General features: G+C 67.4%; 13 protein-coding genes. 11 read left to right on the forward strand and 2 right to left on the reverse strand.

The window, feature by feature from the left end; translation table 11 throughout:
* The first annotated feature begins 162 nt into the window (after positions 1-162).
* Genes AB0M15_RS30190 through AB0M15_RS30200 form a run of 3 tightly spaced genes read left to right on the forward strand, consistent with a single transcriptional unit; the run spans position 163 to position 4361 of the window.
* Complete coding sequence (locus tag AB0M15_RS30190; protein ID WP_363825224.1) at positions 163-912, forward strand: ABC transporter ATP-binding protein; 750 nt, start codon at positions 163-165, stop codon at positions 910-912.
* Positions 909-3119, forward strand: a complete 2211-nt coding sequence (locus AB0M15_RS30195) for an ABC transporter permease (protein ID WP_363825227.1) — start codon at positions 909-911, stop codon at positions 3117-3119. The genes AB0M15_RS30190 and AB0M15_RS30195 overlap by 4 nt, the downstream gene beginning before the upstream one ends.
* Before the next feature lie 36 nt (positions 3120-3155).
* Positions 3156-4361 carry an acyltransferase gene (locus AB0M15_RS30200; RefSeq protein WP_363825230.1) on the forward strand — a complete coding sequence of 402 codons (1206 nt, stop codon included), beginning with the start codon at positions 3156-3158 and terminating at the stop codon, positions 4359-4361.
* Here AB0M15_RS30200 and AB0M15_RS30205 read toward each other — a convergent pair.
* On the reverse strand, positions 4293-4955 hold the full coding sequence (locus tag AB0M15_RS30205) for a hypothetical protein (protein ID WP_363825233.1): 663 nt from the start codon (positions 4953-4955) through the stop codon (positions 4293-4295). The genes AB0M15_RS30200 and AB0M15_RS30205 overlap by 69 nt on opposite strands.
* A gap of 126 nt (positions 4956-5081) precedes the next feature.
* Here AB0M15_RS30205 and AB0M15_RS30210 point away from each other — a divergent pair, with 126 nt between their 5' ends.
* From AB0M15_RS30210 to AB0M15_RS30220, 3 genes are all read left to right on the forward strand, one after another.
* Positions 5082-6284, forward strand: a complete 1203-nt coding sequence (locus AB0M15_RS30210; RefSeq protein WP_363825236.1) for a HupE/UreJ family protein — start codon at positions 5082-5084, stop codon at positions 6282-6284.
* A 121-nt stretch (positions 6285-6405) separates the two neighbouring features.
* Positions 6406-7926: a metallophosphoesterase family protein gene (locus AB0M15_RS30215; RefSeq protein ID WP_363825239.1), complete on the forward strand. Its 1521-nt coding sequence runs from the start codon at positions 6406-6408 to the stop codon at positions 7924-7926.
* A 59-nt stretch (positions 7927-7985) separates the two neighbouring features.
* Entirely contained in the window at positions 7986-8906 is a 921-nt protein-coding gene (locus tag AB0M15_RS30220; protein ID WP_363825242.1) for a DUF916 domain-containing protein, read from the forward strand.
* Here the strand turns inward: AB0M15_RS30220 and AB0M15_RS30225 are convergent.
* Positions 8866-11598: a BTAD domain-containing putative transcriptional regulator gene (locus AB0M15_RS30225; RefSeq protein ID WP_363825246.1), complete on the reverse strand. Its 2733-nt coding sequence runs from the start codon at positions 11596-11598 to the stop codon at positions 8866-8868. The two genes, AB0M15_RS30220 and AB0M15_RS30225, sit on opposite strands and share 41 nt — an antisense overlap.
* Before the next feature lie 172 nt (positions 11599-11770).
* Between AB0M15_RS30225 and AB0M15_RS30230 the strand changes: the two genes are divergently transcribed.
* The 5 genes from AB0M15_RS30230 to AB0M15_RS30250 are packed head-to-tail and all read left to right on the forward strand — an operon-like array spanning position 11771 to position 17126.
* Positions 11771-13270 (forward strand): CoA-acylating methylmalonate-semialdehyde dehydrogenase, encoded by a 1500-nt coding sequence (locus tag AB0M15_RS30230; RefSeq protein WP_363825251.1) that lies wholly within the window; start codon positions 11771-11773, stop codon positions 13268-13270.
* 4 nt (positions 13271-13274) lie between these two features.
* Positions 13275-14417 carry an acyl-CoA dehydrogenase family protein gene (locus AB0M15_RS30235; protein WP_363825255.1) on the forward strand — a complete coding sequence of 381 codons (1143 nt, stop codon included), beginning with the start codon at positions 13275-13277 and terminating at the stop codon, positions 14415-14417.
* Positions 14414-15466, forward strand: a complete 1053-nt coding sequence (locus AB0M15_RS30240; RefSeq protein ID WP_363825258.1) for an enoyl-CoA hydratase/isomerase family protein — start codon at positions 14414-14416, stop codon at positions 15464-15466. The genes AB0M15_RS30235 and AB0M15_RS30240 overlap by 4 nt, the downstream gene beginning before the upstream one ends.
* Positions 15463-16362, forward strand: coding sequence for a 3-hydroxyisobutyrate dehydrogenase (gene mmsB, locus AB0M15_RS30245; protein WP_363825261.1), 900 nt, complete (start codon positions 15463-15465; stop codon positions 16360-16362). The genes AB0M15_RS30240 and mmsB overlap by 4 nt, the downstream gene beginning before the upstream one ends.
* Entirely contained in the window at positions 16359-17126 is a 768-nt protein-coding gene (locus AB0M15_RS30250) for an enoyl-CoA hydratase (protein WP_363825266.1), read from the forward strand. The genes mmsB and AB0M15_RS30250 overlap by 4 nt, the downstream gene beginning before the upstream one ends.
* Positions 17127-17275: the final 149 nt, after the last annotated feature.

The raw sequence follows: 17275 nt of genomic DNA on the forward strand, positions 1-17275 counted from the left end.
CCGCCTGACCGGCGAAGTGTTACCGGAGCCTACCTGCGGAAAGGGTTGTCAGTACGAGATCCGGAGTGCCGTCCTGATCCGTCGGGGGTGGTGCCTGCTCTACCTCCGAACCGCCAGTGGATGGGATGTCGCCGACGCTACGGGCTCCCTAGCGTTGCCGGTATGACCTCAACGACCACCGAAACTGACCTCGCATTGAACCGACTAGCGGTCTCCGCCAACGCCACGGCGGCGGCTGTGCGCGTGGAGCAGCTGACCCGGATCTACGCCGCCGGCGGGCAACGGGTCGCGGCCCTCGACAACGTCGATGCCGCCTTCGCCCGCGGCACGTTCACCGCGGTGATGGGGCCGTCCGGATCCGGCAAGAGCACCCTGCTCCAGACCTCGGCCGGTTTGGACCGGCCGACCTCCGGACGGGTCTGGGTCGGCGACCAGGAGTTGTCCCGGTTGTCAGAGGCCAAGCTCACCCGGTTGCGCCGCAGCGAGATCGGCTTCGTGTTCCAGAACTTCAACCTGGTGGGCGCTTTGACGGTGGAGGAGAACATCACGTTGCCACTGCGGCTGTCCGGAGTACAGGTGGATCGCAAGTGGCTGGCCGAGGTTGTCGAGCGCGTGGGCGTCACGGAGCGGCTGCAGCATCGGCCGGCTGAGTTGTCGGGTGGCCAGCAGCAGCGGGTCGCGATCGCCCGGGCGTTGGCGATGCGGCCGACGGTGGTCTTCGCGGACGAGCCGACGGGAGCTCTCGACAGCCACACCGCTGCCGATGTCCTCGGTCTGTTGAGGTCGATCGTCGATGAGCAGGGCCAGACGATCATCATGGTCACGCACGATCAGCTGGCGGCTTCGTACGCCGATCGCGTGCTGGTACTCGCCGACGGACGCATCGTCTCGGACACGGGAGTACGGGCATGATCGGGCTCGCAACGCGTCTTCTCCGGCATCGACCGGGTACGGTCCTCGCCACTCTGATCGCTCTCGCTGCCGGTGTGATGGTGATGACCGGTACCGGCGCGCTGGTGGAATCCGGCCTTCGTCATCAGCCGAAGCCGCAGCTCTACGGGGCGGCCGACCTCGTCGTCGCCAAGCGCGACATCACCTTCACCGGCAAGGAATTCGGCGGCGACACCTACACCACGACAACCCGCCTCCCCGAACCAGGCACCATGCCGGCCACCCTGGTCGACCAACTCCGCCAAGTCCCAGGAGTAGCCAAAGCGGTCGCAGACCCCAACAGGGCGGAGCCCGGCCGGAGCGAGGCCGCGCGGGTGGAGGTTATTGCGATCACTGAGCAAGTAGGAGCTGATCGGGCGGCGGTCAAGGCTGCGGTTGAGAGGCTTGCGGCGGGGGAGTCGGCCAAGGCGTACGCCGGCAATGCGCGGGGAACTGTCGAGCGGCCGGACCTCGCGGCCGCCCGTGACGTGTTGATCCAGGTCGGCGCCGCCTTCGGTGGCTACGTCGTGATGCTCATCGTCTTCGTGGTGGCCGGTACGATCGGCCTGTCGATCCGCGGCCGCCGACGCGAGCTCGCGTTGCTGAGGGCAACGGGTGCGACCCCCTGGCAACTCCGCCGGATGCTGATGGGCGAAGCCGCGATCCTCGCCCTCGTCGGCTCCGCGATCGGCATCCCCACCGGCCTGCTGGCAAGCCGCTGGATGGGCGACCAGCTGATCAGCAGAGGATTCGTACCAGCCGATTTCCCCATGGCTACAGGCCTTCTGGCCGCACCGGCAGCCGCTCTCCTCATCGTCCTGCTCGCCGTGGTCGCGGCACTGCTCGCTTCGAGGCGGATCTCCAAGATCCGCCCCGCCGAGGCGCTGGCAGACGCGGCCGTCGAGCCGACCCGCAGTGGCAAAGTGCGTCTCGGCTTCGGCCTCGCGGCGCTCGTGGGAGCGATCTCGTCCAGCGCCTTCGCAGTGATGGGTGGCGGTCAAGCGGCACTCGGCGGTGCGATCAGCATGCTGTACCTCCTAGTGCTCGCCGTAGCCCTGCTCGCGCCCTGGATCAACAGCCGTGCAGCAAGACTGCTCAGCCCGCTTCTTCGCGTGATCTGGGGCAACAGCGGCTACCTCGCGACCAGGAATCTCGCGGCGAATGCACGAGGCATGGCGACGGTACTGACGGCCCTGGTCCTCTCGGTCGGCTTCGGTGGCTCCGTCTGGTTCCTGCAGGACAACCTCGAACGGCAGACCGTTCAGCAGGTACAAGCCGGCACTCTCGCGCAGTACGCCGTGGTCTCACCCAAGGGCTTGCCGGACGACGCAGCGGAGCAACTGAGTAAGGTCCCCGGAGTCGAGGCGGCGACGGGCGTACGTCGTACCTCGGTCATCGTGAAAGTCATGCAGGATGCCGAGGTCGTTCCCGCCCAGGCGATGGACCTCACCAGCGCCCTCAAGACCACCGACCTCCAGATCAAGCAAGGCGAACTGACTCCCGGCGGCGTCGCGGTCTCGCAGGTCCGGGCGGACTCGCAGAACTGGAAGCTCGGCGACACCGCCGACATCTGGCTCGCCGACGGAACCCCGAAGCAGCTGAAGATCACCGCCATCTACTCCCGCGGCCTCGGCTTCGGCGACTTCGTCCTCGACCGCGCGACCGTCGGCCAAGCCCCCGACGAGGTACTGATCCGTACTTCGGGAAGCAAACCAACCACCTTGGCACAGCTCCCCGGCGCAACCCTGATCCCGGTCAGCCAGCTCACCATGCAGACCGCGAAGGATCTCGCGATCAGCGCCTGGCTCAACAAACTGCTGATCGGCGTGATGATCGGGTACGCCGCCCTGGCCGCCGCCAACACCATGGTGATGGCAGCGCTGGCCCGCCGCCGTGAGGTAGCAGTCCTGCGCCTCACCGGCGTCACAACTCGCCAGGTGAAGCGAATGGTCAACGCCGAACAAGCAGCGCTCCTCGGAGTGGCCCTCGTCATCGGCGGAGCGGTCGCAGCCGTCACCCTGACGACAGTCGTCCGCGCGGTAACCGGCGGCGCCCTGCCTTACGTACCGGCCCTGGGCTGGATCGCCGTGCTGGGCGGAGCCACTGTCCTCGCCATGACCACCACGATCTGGCCCATCGCGCTACTCCTCCGGAGGCCGGCCCTGGCCCAGGCCGGCTCCCGCGAGTGATGGCGCAGGTGGGGTCGGATGGTCGATCCTTGCGGGATGGTTGACGAGGGGCGGTTGTGGTTCCTGGATTGGCTGCGGGTGCTGGCCGTGGCCGGGGTGTTCGTGTTCCATACGTTGCGGCCGTTCGACGACGGTGACTGGCATGTGAAGAACGCCCAGACCAGCGAGGGGATCTCGGTCGGGATCGCGTTCCTCGGGCTGTGGGGGCTGGCGTTCTTCTTCCTGATCTCCGGGGCGGCCGTGTGGCTGGCGCTGCGGTGGCGGACCGCGACCGGATTCCTGCGGGAGCGGCTGCTCCGGTTGCTGGTGCCGCTGATCGTCGCGTACGTGTTGCTCTCTCCGCCGCAGTACTTCATCGAGGAGCACCACAAGGGCCGTTCCCAGGACTCGTTCCTGGGTGACGTGAAAACGTTCTTCAGCGACCTGCGGGGCGATCCGCCGCTCTGGCTGCGCGACACGTACCACCTGTGGTTCCTCGTCTACCTCTTGCAGTTCGCCCTGCTCGGGTTGCCGATCTTCCTCTGGCTGCGCGGTCCGCAGGGCCGACGGCTGGTCGACTGGATCGCCGTGCGTTGTGAGCGGCCCGGGAGGATCCTGCTGTTCGCGGTGCCGCTCGTGCCGGTGCATCTGCTCTTCCAGGCCGCTCCCGGTCCCGACCACGGGTGGGGTGAGTTCGTCTTCTTCTTCGACTTCTTCGTGGTCGGCTTCCTGGTGCTGTCGGACGATCGGCTGATCGCGGCCGTCCGGCGCAACGCCGTCTACGGGCTGGCCCTGGGCCTCGGGGCGTTCCTCGTCGGCTTGGTCACCGGGATCATGGACTTCCTCGAGGCCTGGTGGGATGACCCGGGCTACAGCTGGCCGTACGTCTGGTACTTCACGCTCATCACCCTCGCCGTCTGGGGCTGGCTCGTCGCCGCGCTGGGGTTCGGCCTGCGGCTGCCCGCGTTCCAGCGGCCGCTGCCCGTACCACTCGCGCGGGCGGCGATGCCGTTCTTCCTGATCCACCAGCCGGTGATCCTGGCGATCGCGTACTACGTCGTCGGCTGGAACGCGGGTATCCCGGCCAAGTACGCCGTCCTGATGCCGACCGCATTCCTGCTCTCCGCCCTGCTGGCCTGGCTGCTGTCCACCCTCCCCGGAGTCTCGGTGCTCTTCGGGGTCAAACGCCAAGCGCTACGACAACCAGAGGACGATTCCGGTATGGCCGGTGAGGACGCTGGCGGCACCCGCGCGGATGGCTGAGGCCGCGCGGGCGGGCGTGAAGGTGGTGGGATCGTAGGTTGACGACGCGCCGAGACCTTCGCCGCGGAAGGACGCGCCGGTCCAGTCGGCGGCGGTGACGTTGCCGGTGGGCTCGGCCAGTTCGGCGCCGACCACGAGAAACTGCTGGTCCAGGTGGTTGGGGGTGACCATCGCCAGCGGGTCGACGAGATTGTTGCCGGCGGCGACGATCAGGTCGGGGTGCAGATCCATCGCGTCGCCGATCTGCGCGATGTACTTGTCCGAGCTGGTCGCCTTGACGGTCTTCAGGCTGACGTCCTCCTGCTTCGCCCAGTCCTCGACCGCGGTCACCAGGGTCTTGGTCTGCGGGTCGTCACCGGCGGTGAGCAGGACGACACGGTAGCCCTTCGGTGGATGGACGCCGTCCCAGGAACCCGGTCGCGGGGTGATCGTTGCCTCGGGCGACGGTTTCACACTGGGCACGAAGCCGGCGCCGAGGGCGCCGATCGGGGTCGGCGCGGTGTCGCGTGGTTGCGACCAGTCATCGGCCGATGCACAGCCCGTGGCGAGTACGGCGATCGCGACCGTCGTACCAACGGCTTGGAGCAGGCGCACGGAATCGTCCTTCGTCAGCAGGGGATCAGCTCTTTCTACCTCATGGTTCGCCGATACTTCTGGTGGTCGGTACTTGTTCGTCTCCGGGCAGCCGATCGTTCACCCACCAGGTGGAGCGTGCGCTCCATGTCAGGTATCAAGAAGGTCCTCGCCGTGGCCGCGGCCGCCGTGGTCGTAGTACTGGGGACCGCGCCGGTGGCGCAAGCACACGGCTTCAGCTCGACCGTGTACGCCGACCTGACCTCGCCCGCCAGGGAGCACGTCCGCGCCCAGCTCGGACTCGAGTACGACCTACTCGTCGTCTCCGCCGCCGACGCCGGGAAGGACGACCCGCTCTTCAAGGACGGCACCGCCGCGTTCGAATCCGGCGACTCCGCGCAACAGGCCGCTGCCCTCACGAAGCACGCCGACTCGGTCGTCAGCTACGCGACCAAGCGCTTCACGGTCACGGCCGACGGCCAGGCCTGTACTGCGCAACGCGACGGCGACTTCACCATCGAGGAACGCGAAGGCGTCCCGTACGTCGTCCTGGCACTCGACTTCCAATGCCCTCAAGCCGCCGCCCACGAGATCCGCAGCGGGCTGTTCCCCGACGCCGAGGGCTACGTCAAAGGCACCAAGACGATCGTCACGTACCACCTCGACCTGAAGAAGGGCAGCAGCGCCCTCGACGACCAGCACCCGGTGCTGTCCACACAACAGTCAACAGGGCAACGGTTCTGGGAGTTCTTCCGGCTCGGCGCCGAGCACCTGCTGACCGGGCTCGACCACATTCTGTTCCTGCTGGCGCTGATCGCCGGATCCCGTCGGCTGCGCGAAATCGTGCTCGCGGCAACGACTTTCACGATCGCCCATTCGGTGACCTTCGTACTGGCCGCGCTCGGCCTGGTCCACGTGACCGCATCCTTCGTGGAGCCTGTCATCGCGTTGTCGATCGCAGTTGTCGCGGGCTGGCATCTATGGCGGCTCTGGCGCCGGGGCCGGACCGCGACCGACATCGAGACGAACAACCGCAGTCATCTCAGCCTGGACCGGGCGGGCTGGACCCGGCTGGGGGTCGTGTTCTGTTTCGGACTCGTCCACGGACTCGGTTTCGCCGGCGCGCTGGGTATCGACGAGGCCTGGTCATGGCAGCTGTTGTGGTCGTTGCTGGTCTTCAACATCGGCATCGAGGTCGTCCAGCTCTCGCTGATCGCGCTCACCTTCCCCTTGCTCGCGCTGCTGCGCCACCGGGCGCCGGTGGCCGCGCTGTGGGTGACCGGCACGATCGCCGCCGGCGTCTCGGCGGCCGGGCTGTTCTGGTTCGTACAGCGAGTGACCGGGATGTGACGCGCCCTCGACTGTTGCGTGGCGTGCAGTGGAGTAGTGAACCCTTGTTCACCTGGATTCCACCGACCAGGAAGACGCTCAGACCGCACTTTCAACATCCCCGTCAATGGATGGACAATCGATGAAGCTCATCAACTGGGCGGCAGTGGCAGTCATCGGCGCCTCGGTGGCGTTCGGTGGCGGCCTGGGCACGGCGCAGGCCACCGATGCCCCGGCGCCCACCCGCATCATCCTCGGAGTCGGTTCCTCCGAGGCTCAACGCGTCGTGAGCTGGTACGCCTCGACCGACGCGGCGCAGGTCGTCGAGCTCGCCGAGACGGCGAAGATCGTCAAGGGCAGGTTCCCGGCGAACTCGACCAGCTTCCCGGCCACCGTTGCGGCCAACACCGTGAACGGCGGTTTCAACGGGCACGCGACGCTCGACGGGTTGCGGCAGAACACGTCGTACACGTACCACGTCGGCAACGGCGCCACCTGGTCGCCGGCGTACACGTTCAAGACGCGCACGTTCAGCGGTGACTACAGCTTCCTGTTCTTCGGCGACCCGCAGATCGGGTCGTCCGGGGACGTCGCGCGCGACGGTGCCGGCTGGGCCGACACGCTGAACGTCGCGCTCACCGCGAACCTGAGCGCCGAGCTCCTGGTCTCCGGTGGCGACCAGGTCGAGACCGCCAACAACGAGCCGCAGTGGGACGCCTTCCTGGGTTCCGACAAGCTGCGGCAGTACCCGTGGGCGGCCACCATCGGCAACCACGACGTCGGCGGCAAGGCGTACGAGCAGCACTTCTGGACTCCGAACACCGACCGTTCGGCACCGTTCTACCGCGGTGACGCCAAGTCCGAGTCCGGCGGCGACTACTGGTACAAGTACAAGGACGTGCTGTTCATCGACCTGAACAGCAACGCCTACGCCAACAACGCCGACGCGGCTCACATCGACTACGTCAGCAAGGTGATCGCGGCGCAGGGCGCGGGTGCGAAGTACACGGTGCTCGTGTACCACCACTCGATCTACTCGCCGGCCGATCACGCCAACGACACCGACAACCAGAAGCGCCGGCTGGACTTCCCGACGGCGTTCTCGAACCTCGGCGTCGACCTGGTGCTGCAGGGCCACGACCACAGCTACTCGCGTAGCTACGTGATCAAGAACGGCAAGAAGGCGAACCCGGCCGAGCAGCCGGGCGCCACCAAGGTGGAGCAGGGCCCGGGCGGCGTCATCTACGTGACGGCGAACTCGGCGTCGGGTTCGAAGTACTACGACCTGACGGCACCCGACACCACCAAGGACCCGAACTACGGTCCCGACCCGTTGAACCCGAAGAACCACTGGGCCAACTCGGTCGAGAACCAGGAGCACGTCCGGACGTACGTGAAGGTCGACGTACGCAACGACAAGCTCACGGTCGAGGAGATCCGCAGCGGTACCTGTGCCGCCCCGAACGCCGCGGTCGAGCTCGGCCGCGTCGCCTGGTGCGGCCCGAACAGCGGCGCCAGCCCGGCCCAGCCGGTCGGCTCCGTGATCGACCGGGTCCGGTACTACCCGTACAACGACCGTGGCGTCCGCGCCGCGGCCGCGGACGGCGTGAACTGGACCGAGAGCAAGACCGACGACAAGATCACCCTCACCTCGGTGAGCTGATCGTGGCGGGGTGGGCGTTCTTCGGGCGCCCACCCCATCCGCATTGGGAGAGTCATAAAATGCTTCGTGTCCAGGGCACCCTGCTGCTCGCCGTCGGTCTCGTCGTTCTGGGAGCGGGTACCGCCGTCGCGGACGACACCGTGCCCTGGCAGGTGAAGACCGCGTCCAACAGCTATGGCTCCAGCCGCGCTAACTACAGCTACACCGTGGCTGCGGGGAGTCAGGTACAGGACGCTTTTGTCGTGGTGAATCGGGGGAAGGCGGCGCTGGACCTCGCGGTCTCTGCGGGCGATGCGTTCACGACGTCGACCGGTCAGCTCGACCTTCGTGGCGCGGACTCGAAGGACGTCGGTACCTGGGTGCACGCGGATCGCTCGCAGGTAAAGGTTTTGCCGGGCAAGTCGGTCGAGGTGCCGTTCAAGATCGCCGTACCGGCCGATGCGCGACCGGGCGACCACCTGGGCGGCGTCATCACCTCGCTGACTCAGAACGACGTGGAGCGCCGGCTGGCCATCCGGATCCGGTTGCGGGTCAGCGGAGAGCTCAAGCCGAGCCTGGCCGTCGAGGACCTGAAGGTGAACTACGCGGGCAACGGCGACGCGACCGTCGCCTACGAGATCCGCAACACCGGCAACACGATCGCCGCGGCCCGCCAGACTGCCTCTGTCTCGGGCCCGTTCGGTCAGTTGAAGTCCCAATCAGCCGCCATCGCCGACTCGCCCCAGCTGCTACCCGGCGAATCTTGGAAGGTGTCCGTCCCGGTACGCGACGTAACCCCCGCCGGCCGCCTCACCGGAGCAGTCGAGCTGCTCCCGCTGGTGACCGACGCGGCCGGCTCGACCGCGACCTTTGCCGCCGTTCAGACCACCACGCACGCTTGGACGATTCCGTGGGTCGTCGTGGTGCTGCTCGTCCTGGTGATCGTCGCAGCCGTGCTGGTCATTCGCCGGGTGCGAGCAACCCGTCGACAAGCTGCTTGAGCGGTATGTCCCGGGCGGTACGTTCGATCAGGACCGCATCCCCGCCGACTGCCTTGCGGGCCGCCGTGAGTGCGGTCGTTCGATCGGCGAGTCGGTCCGGAACGTACCCGGGTGTGCCGAGGGCCTCTCGGTGGTGGGCGGCGACGCTGAGCATCCGGAGCGCGGCGATGGGGTGTTCGGTGACCTCGAGGCAGGCGATGGACTCGAGGATGCCGATCTGTGCCTCCACCAGGTCGCGATCGAGGAAGTACCGCAGCGCTTCGAGGTAGAGCTGTCGAGCGCGGCCGGGCTCGCCGCGGCGCCAGGCGATCATGCCGAGGTGCTCGGTTCCGGCGGCGACTGCGAACTCGTCGTCCGGCTGGATGCTCAGGGCTTCGAGGATCTTGGCCTCGGCCTCGTCGAGTCGCCCGAGGCAGCGCAGCGCGATACCGAGGTTGTCCAGGAGTCCGGCCAGCAGGGGCTGGTCGTCGACGGCCGCGGCGAGGTGGCAACCGTCCTCGCCGTAGTCGATGGCTTCGGTGTACCTCCCCAGACCGATGCTGGTGAGGCAGAGGCCGTACAGGGTGAGGATGAGCCCGCCCGTATCGCCGAGTGTGTGGAATGCGGTGAGTGCGCGTTCGCCACAGTCGAGGGCTTCGTCGAGATCGCCGCTGTGCCGGGCCACCGAGGCCAGCACGCGGAGACCCACCGCCTGGTCAGGGGTCGGCGCGGGACCGGTGTGCGCGAGTCCGGTCCGGAGCCAGATACGTGCCTCGGGCAACGAGCCGCGCATTCGCCAGTGCCACCACAGGGGTGAGACGAGGCCGAGTACCGCCTCGGGCCGGCCGCCGTCGCCGAGACACCAGTCGATCGCGGACCGGAGGTTCGGCTCCTCCTCGTTCACGACGGCGATCAGCTCCTTGGAGCCGGGATCGCCACCGGTATCGGCCGTGGTGGCGAGTTGCCGGCACCACGCGATCTGCAGTTCCCGTACGACGGGTTCGTCGCCCGATTCGCGGAGCCGGTTGGTGGCGTAGTCGCGGACCGTTTCGAGTAGGCCGAAGCGTCGTACACCAGCCGCGGAACGTACCGTCACCAGAGATCGGTCGACGAGCTCGGTGAGCACGGGGACGATGTCGGCGGCGTCGAGGTCGCCACCGGGGATCACGGCCTCCGCCGCTTCGAGAGTGCAGCCGCCGGGGAAGACAGCCAGCCGGCGTAGGACGATCCGGCTGGTGGGGTCGAGGAGGTCGTGGCTCCAGTCGAGCGCTGATTGCAGGCTGGTGTGGCGGCGGCCGTTGTCGCGAGGGCCGCCGATGAGGAGGCGGAGGCGGTCGTTGATCCGCTTGGCGATCTGGGTGATGGTGAGGGTTCTGGTGAGGCCGGCGGCCAGTTCGATACCGAGGGGGAGGCGGTCGACGGCTGTACAGATTGCTTCGGCTTCTGGGCCAGGCAGTGCGCCGGCGCGGGCGCAGAAGAGGGCGACGGCGGCGTCAGCGGGTAGGGCGTTGAGGTGGTGGAGCTCCTCGCTGCTGATGTGGAGCGGGCGTTGCGAGGTGACGAGGATCGACAGCGCTGGGGCGGTACGGAGTAGTTCGGCGGCCAGCTTGGCGACCTCGTCGATGAGGTGCTCGGCGTTGTCGATGACGAGCAGGGAGCCGTCGAGCGTCTCCGCGCAATGGGCGATGGGGTCGCCGGGGCGGCTGTCGAGTCCGATCGCGGCCTCCAGCGCGCTGTTCACCGAGGCCGGTGAGCGGAGCGGAGCGAGGTCGAGCCAGGCGACCGGGCGGCCTGTCTTTTGGGTGCTGAGGGCAACTTGTTGGGCGAGCCGGGTCTTGCCGACGCCGGGGCCGCCGAGCACGGTGGTGAGGCCGGGGTGGGCCAGCTCGGCGCGCAATGTGCGCAGCTCGTCGGCCCGGCCGACGAAGGTGCTGCCTGCCTCCGGGGTGCGGATCGGAACCACGCGTGGTGTTGTCGACGGCTCGGGCTGGTGCTGGAGGAGTTTCAGTTCGAGGTCGGTGGTGGCGGGAGTGGGGTCGATGCCGAGTTGGTCGGCGAGTCGTTCCTTCAGGTCGGTCAGTGCGTTGAGGGCGTCGGCGCGGCGGCCGTCGTAGTACAGGGAGCGGGCGAGCAGGCCGATCAGGCGTTCGTGGAGTGGGTTCTGGCGGGCCAGGCGGTCCAGTTCGGCGCCGGCTGTGGGGGAGTGGCGGTCGACTTCGGATTCCAGCAGGGCGAGCTGGAGTTCGAGGTGTTCGGCGTCCAGGTGCTCGGCGTCCTTGGCAGCGTACGGGATAGTGCGGAGGCCGGTGAGTGCGGGGCCGCGCCATTGCTGGAGTGCTTCGGTGGCGGCGAGGTCGGCGGCGGTTCGGTTGCCTGCCGTGCGGGCCCGGTACATGCGTTCGGTGGCCTTGGTTGCGAGCTCCAGGTCGAGCGCGCCGGCGGCGAGGGAGAAGCCGGCCGGTGATCGCTGCAGTAGTTCGGCGTGCGGGCCGAGGCTCGATCGAAGCCGTGAGGCCAGCACCCGAAGGCGTTGAACCGGGCGAGCTAGCTCGGCGTCGCCCCACAGATCGCGGACGAGCTGATCGTCGGACACACTCCGGCCTCCGGCCAGGGCAAGGCGGACGAGCAACGCCCGCTCCAGCGTTCCCGCCATCACCAGCGGCACGCCCGCGGCCGTCACCTCGACGGGCCCCAGTACCCGAACCTCCAGCATCGCTCTCCCCGTGCTCAGCCTCCCGCCATCGTCGCACTCCGGCACCGGGTGCCGCTCGGAGGTCGGCGGTGGGCTAGATCACGGCGATTTAGTAGGACGTCCACGTATATAGTCGGCCTTCCTAGTATCTGGTGAGGCTGCCATTGCAGTCGCGATGTACGGGAGTGAGACGTTGACCAACGAGTTGAGCCATTTCGTGGCCGGGCAGCACGTGGCGGGGACCTCGGGGCGGTTCGCCGACGTCTTCGATCCGAACACGGGCGGGGTGCAGGCGCGCGTGCCGCTGGCGAGCAAGGCGGAGGTCGTCGCGGCGATCGATGACGCCGAGCGGGCTCAGCTCGAGTGGGCAGCCTGGAATCCGCAGCGCCGGGCGCGGGTACTGCTGCGCTTCCTCGATCTGGTCAACCGGGACATGGAGTCGCTGGCCCGGACGTTGTCGAGTGAGCACGGCAAGACCGTCGCCGATGCCAAGGGCGACATCCAGCGCGGGCTCGAGGTGATCGAGTTCGCTGCCGGGGGACCGCACCTGCTCAAGGGTGAGTACACGACCGGCGCCGGGACCGGGATCGACGTCTACTCGATGCGGCAGCCGCTCGGCGTGGTCGCGGGGATCACCCCGTTCAACTTCCCGGCGATGATTCCGCTGTGGAAGGCCGGGCCGGCGCTGGCCGCGGGTAACGCGTTCATCCTCAAGCCGTCGGAGCGCGACCCTTCGGTGCCGCTGCGGATCGCGGAGCTGTTCCTCGAGGCGGGGTTGCCGGCCGGTGTGTTCAACGTCGTGAACGGTGACAAGGAAGCGGTCGACACGCTGCTGGAGGATGAGCGGGTTCGGGCGATCGGGTTCGTCGGGTCGACGCCGATCGCGCAGTACATCTACGAGTCCGCGGCCGCGAACGGCAAGCGGGCGCAGTGTTTCGGTGGCGCGAAGAACCACCTGATCGTGATGCCCGACGCGGATCTCGACGACGTGGCCGATGCGCTGATCGGCGCCGGGTACGGTTCAGCCGGCGAGCGGTGCATGGCGATCTCGGTCGCGGTCCCGGTCGGTGCAGAGACGGCCGACGCGCTCGTCGCGAAGCTTCAGGAGCGGATCGATCAGCTGACCGTGGGGCACAGCCTGGATGAGAAGGCGGACTACGGACCGCTGGTCACGGCCGAGGCCCGGCAGCGGGTGATCGAGTACATCGGGGCCGGTGTGGAAGAGGGCGCGGAGTTACTGGTCGACGGTCGCGAGTTCGTTCTGGCCGGCCACGAGTCGGGCTTCTTCCTCGGGCCGACGCTGTTCGACAAGGTTGTCCCCGGCATGCGGATCTACGACGAGGAGATCTTCGGGCCGGTGCTGGTGATCGCGCGCGCGGACAGCTATGAGGAGGCGTTGCGGTTGCCGAGTGAGCATGCCTACGGCAACGGTGTCTCGATCTACACCCGCGATGGCGACACCGCGCGGGACTTCACTGCCCGGGTCAACGTCGGCATGGTCGGTGTGAACGTGCCGATCCCGGTGCCGATCGCCTACCACACCTTCGGCGGCTGGAAGCGGTCCGGTTTCGGCGATCTCAACCAGCACGGTCCGGACTCGTTCCGCTTCTACACCAAGACCAAGACGGTGACGTCGCGGTGGCCGTCCGGGGCCAAAGAGGGTGCCAGCTTCGTCATCCCGACGATGAGCTGACGCGATGACCTCGGACAACGAAGAGCTGCAGGCGATCGCGCGGGAGGTACGCAAGTTCGCCGAGCACGAGCTGGCCCCGAACGCGATCGAGTGGGACCAGGCCAAGCACTTCCCCGTCGACGTTCTGCGGCGCGCGGGCGATATGGGGCTGGGCGGGATCTGCGTCGCGGAGGATGTCGGTGGGTCCGGCCTCGGCCGGCTCGAGGCGGTGACGATCTTCGAGGAGCTGGCGCGTGGGGACACCGCCATCGCGGCGTACGTGTCGATCCACAACATGGTCACGTCGATGATCGACTCGGCCGGTACGGACGCTCAGCGGAAGCAATGGGTGCCTGGATTGGCAAGTATGGAAGGGCTTGGGAGCTACTGCCTGACCGAGCCCGAGGCCGGTTCGGATGCGGGTGCTTTGCGCACGACCGCTCGTCGCGACGGCTCCATCTATGTGCTCGATGGTGTGAAGCAGTTCATCTCCGGGGCGGGGTCTTCCAGTGTGTACGTCGTGATGGCGCGCACCGGCGACGCGGGGCCGCGGGGGATCACGGCTTTCATCGTGCCCGGCGATGCCGACGGACTGTCCTTCGGGGCGAACGAACGCAAGATGGGCTGGCATGCGCAGCCGACTCGGCAGGTCATCCTGGACGGCGTACGAATCCCGTTGTCTCAGCGCCTGGGCGAGGAAGGCGAGGGGTTCGGTATCGCGATGCGCGGGCTAAACGGTGGCCGGTTGAACATCGCCGCTTGTTCGCTTGGTGGTGCGCAGTGGGCTTTGGAACAGGCTACGAGTTACCTGCAGTCTCGTACTGCGTTTGGTGGGCCGCTGATCACGCAGCAGGCGTTGGTGTTTCAGCTCGCTGACATGGCGACCGAGTTGGAGGCCTCGCGGTGCCTGCTGCATCACGCGGCGCGGACGCTCGACGGTAAGGCGGCCGACGCGGCGAAGGTCTGCGCGATGGCGAAGCGGTTCGTCACCGATGCGGCGTTCACCGTTGCGAACAAGGCTTTGCAGTTGCACGGGGGCTACGGCTACCTCAGCGAGTACGGCATCGAGAAGGTGGTACGCGACCTGCGCGTCCACCAGATCCTGGAAGGAACCAACGAGATCATGCGACTGATCGTCGGCCGTGCCCTGATCGAGGCGGCGGCATGAGTGAGCCGGTGGTGCTGATCAGCCAGGACGGCCGGGCGGGGCACATCGTGCTCAATCGGCCGAAGGCGATCAATGCGTTGACCCACGAGATGGTGGACTTGATCCAGACAGCGTTGGACTCTTGGGCTGCCGATCCGTCGGTGGAGACAGTGGTGCTCACCGGTGGTGGCGAGCGCGGGTTGTGTGCAGGTGGCGACATCGTCTCGATCTACCAGGACGGCCTTGCCGGAGGTACGGCCTCGGCGGAGTTCTGGGCGGCGGAGTACCGGCTGGACGCGACGATCGCGGAGTACCCGAAGCCGTTCGTGGCGATCATGGACGGGATCGTGCTCGGGGGCGGGATCGGGCTGTCGGCGCATGCCGGGGTGCGGGTCGTCACCGAGCGGTCGAAGATCGGGATGCCGGAGACGGGGATCGGGTTCTTCCCGGATGTCGGCGGGACGTACTTGTTGTCGCGGGCGCCGGGGGAGTTGGGGACGCATCTGGCGCTGACCGCTGGTTCGGTGCGGGCGGGTGACGCGATCGCTGTGGGGTTGGCCGATTGGTATGTGCCTAGCGACCGGCTTCCTGGCTTGATCGCTTCGCTTGCTTCCGTGGCGCCTGCGGAGGCAGTCGCTGCGGTGGCTGCGGAGGCTCCGGCTTCTGGGTTGCTCGCGGATCGGGAGTGGATCGACGCGGCGTACGAGGGCGATGACGTGGTGAAGATCCAGGCCCGGTTGGTGGGGTCTGAGATTGAGGCGGCTCGGTCGGCTGCCGACGTACTGGCTGCGAAGTCGCCTACATCGGTGAAGGTGACGTTGCGGGCGCTGCGGGAGGCGGCGGATCTGTCGTCGCTGCGAGAGGCGCTGGATCAGGAGTACCGGCTGTCCTTGCGGTTTCACGGGTCGCACGACTTTCTCGAGGGGGTGCGGGCGCAGGTGATCGACAAGGACCGGAATCCGCAGTGGGTGCCTGCTCGGCTCGACGATGTCGCTGAATCGGTTGTTGCTGCTTACTTCGCCGGGCTTGGTGCCGATGAGCTTGGGCTGACTCAGGGGAGTGCATTGTGAAGGCGGTTGCGTTTGTCGGGCTGGGCAACATGGGTGGCCCGATGGCCGCGAACTTGGTAAAGGCTGGGTATGCAGTGACTGGGTTCGATCCGGTTGAGGCGGCGCGTGCGTTGGCTACTGAGGCCGGCGTGGTCGTTACTGCTTCTGCTGCTGAGGCGGTGGTGGGTGCTGAGGTGGTGATCACGATGCTGCCTAGTGGGCGTCATGTTCTCGACGTTTACCAGGGCACTGCCGCCGCGCCGGGGCTTTTGGCGTCGGCTCCTGCGGGCGCGCTGTTCGTCGATTGCTCGACGATCGCGGTGTCCGATGCGCGGTCGGCTGCCGCGCTCGTCGTCGCGGCGGGGCATCGGGCGTTGGATGCGCCCGTTTCCGGCGGGGTGGTCGGCGCTGCCGCGGGCACGTTGACTTTGATGGTGGGTGCGCTGCCTGCGGATCTCGAGGCTGTGCGAGAGGTACTCGAGCCGATGGCCGGGCGCGTGGTGCACTGCGGTGAGCCTGGCGCCGGACAGGCGGCGAAGATCTGCAACAACCTGATCCTGGGGATCTCGATGATCGGGGTGAGTGAGGCTTTTGTTCTTGGGGAGAAGTTGGGTCTTTCGCATCAGGCTTTGTTTGACGTGACGTCGACTGCTTCCGGGCAGTGCTGGGCGTTGACGACCAACTGCCCGGTGCCGGGTCCGGTGCCGACCAGTCCGGCCAATCGGTCGTACCAGCCTGGTTTTGCGGCGCCGCTGATGGCGAAGGACCTCGGGCTGGCTCTGCAGGCAGCCTCGTCCGCCGGTATGTCCGCTGGGCTGGGTGCCTTGGCTGCGTCGCTCTATCGAGAATTTGCCGAGGGCAACGGTTCGGGGTTGGACTTCTCGGCCATCATCAACGAGATCAGGGATGCTTCATGAACAACATCATCGTGACCCGCGACGGGCGGACGGCGACGATCACTTTGGATCGGCCGAAGGCGCTCAACGCCTTGAACGAGGAGCTGATGCACGAGGTGGTGGAGGCCGCGACCTCCCTTGACGCCGATCGTGGCGTCGGCGCGATCGTGATCACGGGGTCGGAGCGGTCCTTCGCGGCTGGGGCTGACATCAAGGAGATGGCCGCGCAGTCGTACCAGGACATGTATTTGTCGGACTGGTTCACGGCGTGGGATCGGCTGGCGGCGGTCCGTACGCCGTTGGTCGCGGCGGTTAGCGGGTATGCGTTGGGTGGCGGGTGCGAGCTGGCGATGATGTGCGACATCCTGATCGCGGCCGACACTGCGAAGTTCGGTCAGCCGGAGATCACGCTCGGCGTCATTCCCGGCATCGGCGGCTCCCAGCGCCTCACCCGCGCCATCGGCAAGGCCAAGGCGATGGACCTCATTCTGACCGGCCGGACGATCTCCGCCGAAGAAGCCGAACGCGCCGGCCTCGTCTCTCGCATCGTCCCCGCCGCCACCTTGCTGGCCGAGGCTTCCGAAGTCGCCCACAAGATCGCTTCGATGTCGTTGCCGGTCGTCTACGCCGCCAAGGAAGCCGTCAACCGCTCCTTCGAATCAACCCTCACCGAGGGCATTCTCTTCGAACGCCGCACCTTCCACGCAACCTTCGCCTTCGACGACCGCACCGAAGGCATGACCGCCTTCACCGGAAAACGCAAACCCAACTTCACCCACCGCTGAGCACCTTCGGCGGCAGGCATTCCCCACGCCTGCCGTTGGGAGCCGGGTTGGCTGGTGGTGGGTCTGTCGCAGGGTTGGGCTGTGGTGGCTTGGTGATCGGCTGAAGGACAGGTTCGACGTACTGACTGAAGACCGGCCCGAGCCGGCCG

Source organism: Kribbella sp. NPDC051718, assembly GCF_040681515.1.
Lineage (GTDB): Bacteria > Actinomycetota > Actinomycetes > Propionibacteriales > Kribbellaceae > Kribbella.

Coding starts and splice junctions, on each gene's coding strand:
- AB0M15_RS30190 (WP_363825224.1), top strand. CDS start 163: ATGACCTCAACGACCACCGAAACTGACCTCGCATTGAACCGACTAGCG.
- AB0M15_RS30195 (WP_363825227.1), top strand. CDS start 909: ATGATCGGGCTCGCAACGCGTCTTCTCCGGCATCGACCGGGTACGGTC.
- AB0M15_RS30200 (WP_363825230.1), top strand. CDS start 3,156: ATGGTTGACGAGGGGCGGTTGTGGTTCCTGGATTGGCTGCGGGTGCTG.
- AB0M15_RS30210 (WP_363825236.1), top strand. CDS start 5,082: ATGTCAGGTATCAAGAAGGTCCTCGCCGTGGCCGCGGCCGCCGTGGTC.
- AB0M15_RS30215 (WP_363825239.1), top strand. CDS start 6,406: ATGAAGCTCATCAACTGGGCGGCAGTGGCAGTCATCGGCGCCTCGGTG.
- AB0M15_RS30220 (WP_363825242.1), top strand. CDS start 7,986: ATGCTTCGTGTCCAGGGCACCCTGCTGCTCGCCGTCGGTCTCGTCGTT.
- AB0M15_RS30225 (WP_363825246.1), bottom strand. CDS start 11,598: ATGCTGGAGGTTCGGGTACTGGGGCCCGTCGAGGTGACGGCCGCGGGC.
- AB0M15_RS30235 (WP_363825255.1), top strand. CDS start 13,275: ATGACCTCGGACAACGAAGAGCTGCAGGCGATCGCGCGGGAGGTACGC.
- AB0M15_RS30240 (WP_363825258.1), top strand. CDS start 14,414: ATGAGTGAGCCGGTGGTGCTGATCAGCCAGGACGGCCGGGCGGGGCAC.
- AB0M15_RS30250 (WP_363825266.1), top strand. CDS start 16,359: ATGAACAACATCATCGTGACCCGCGACGGGCGGACGGCGACGATCACT.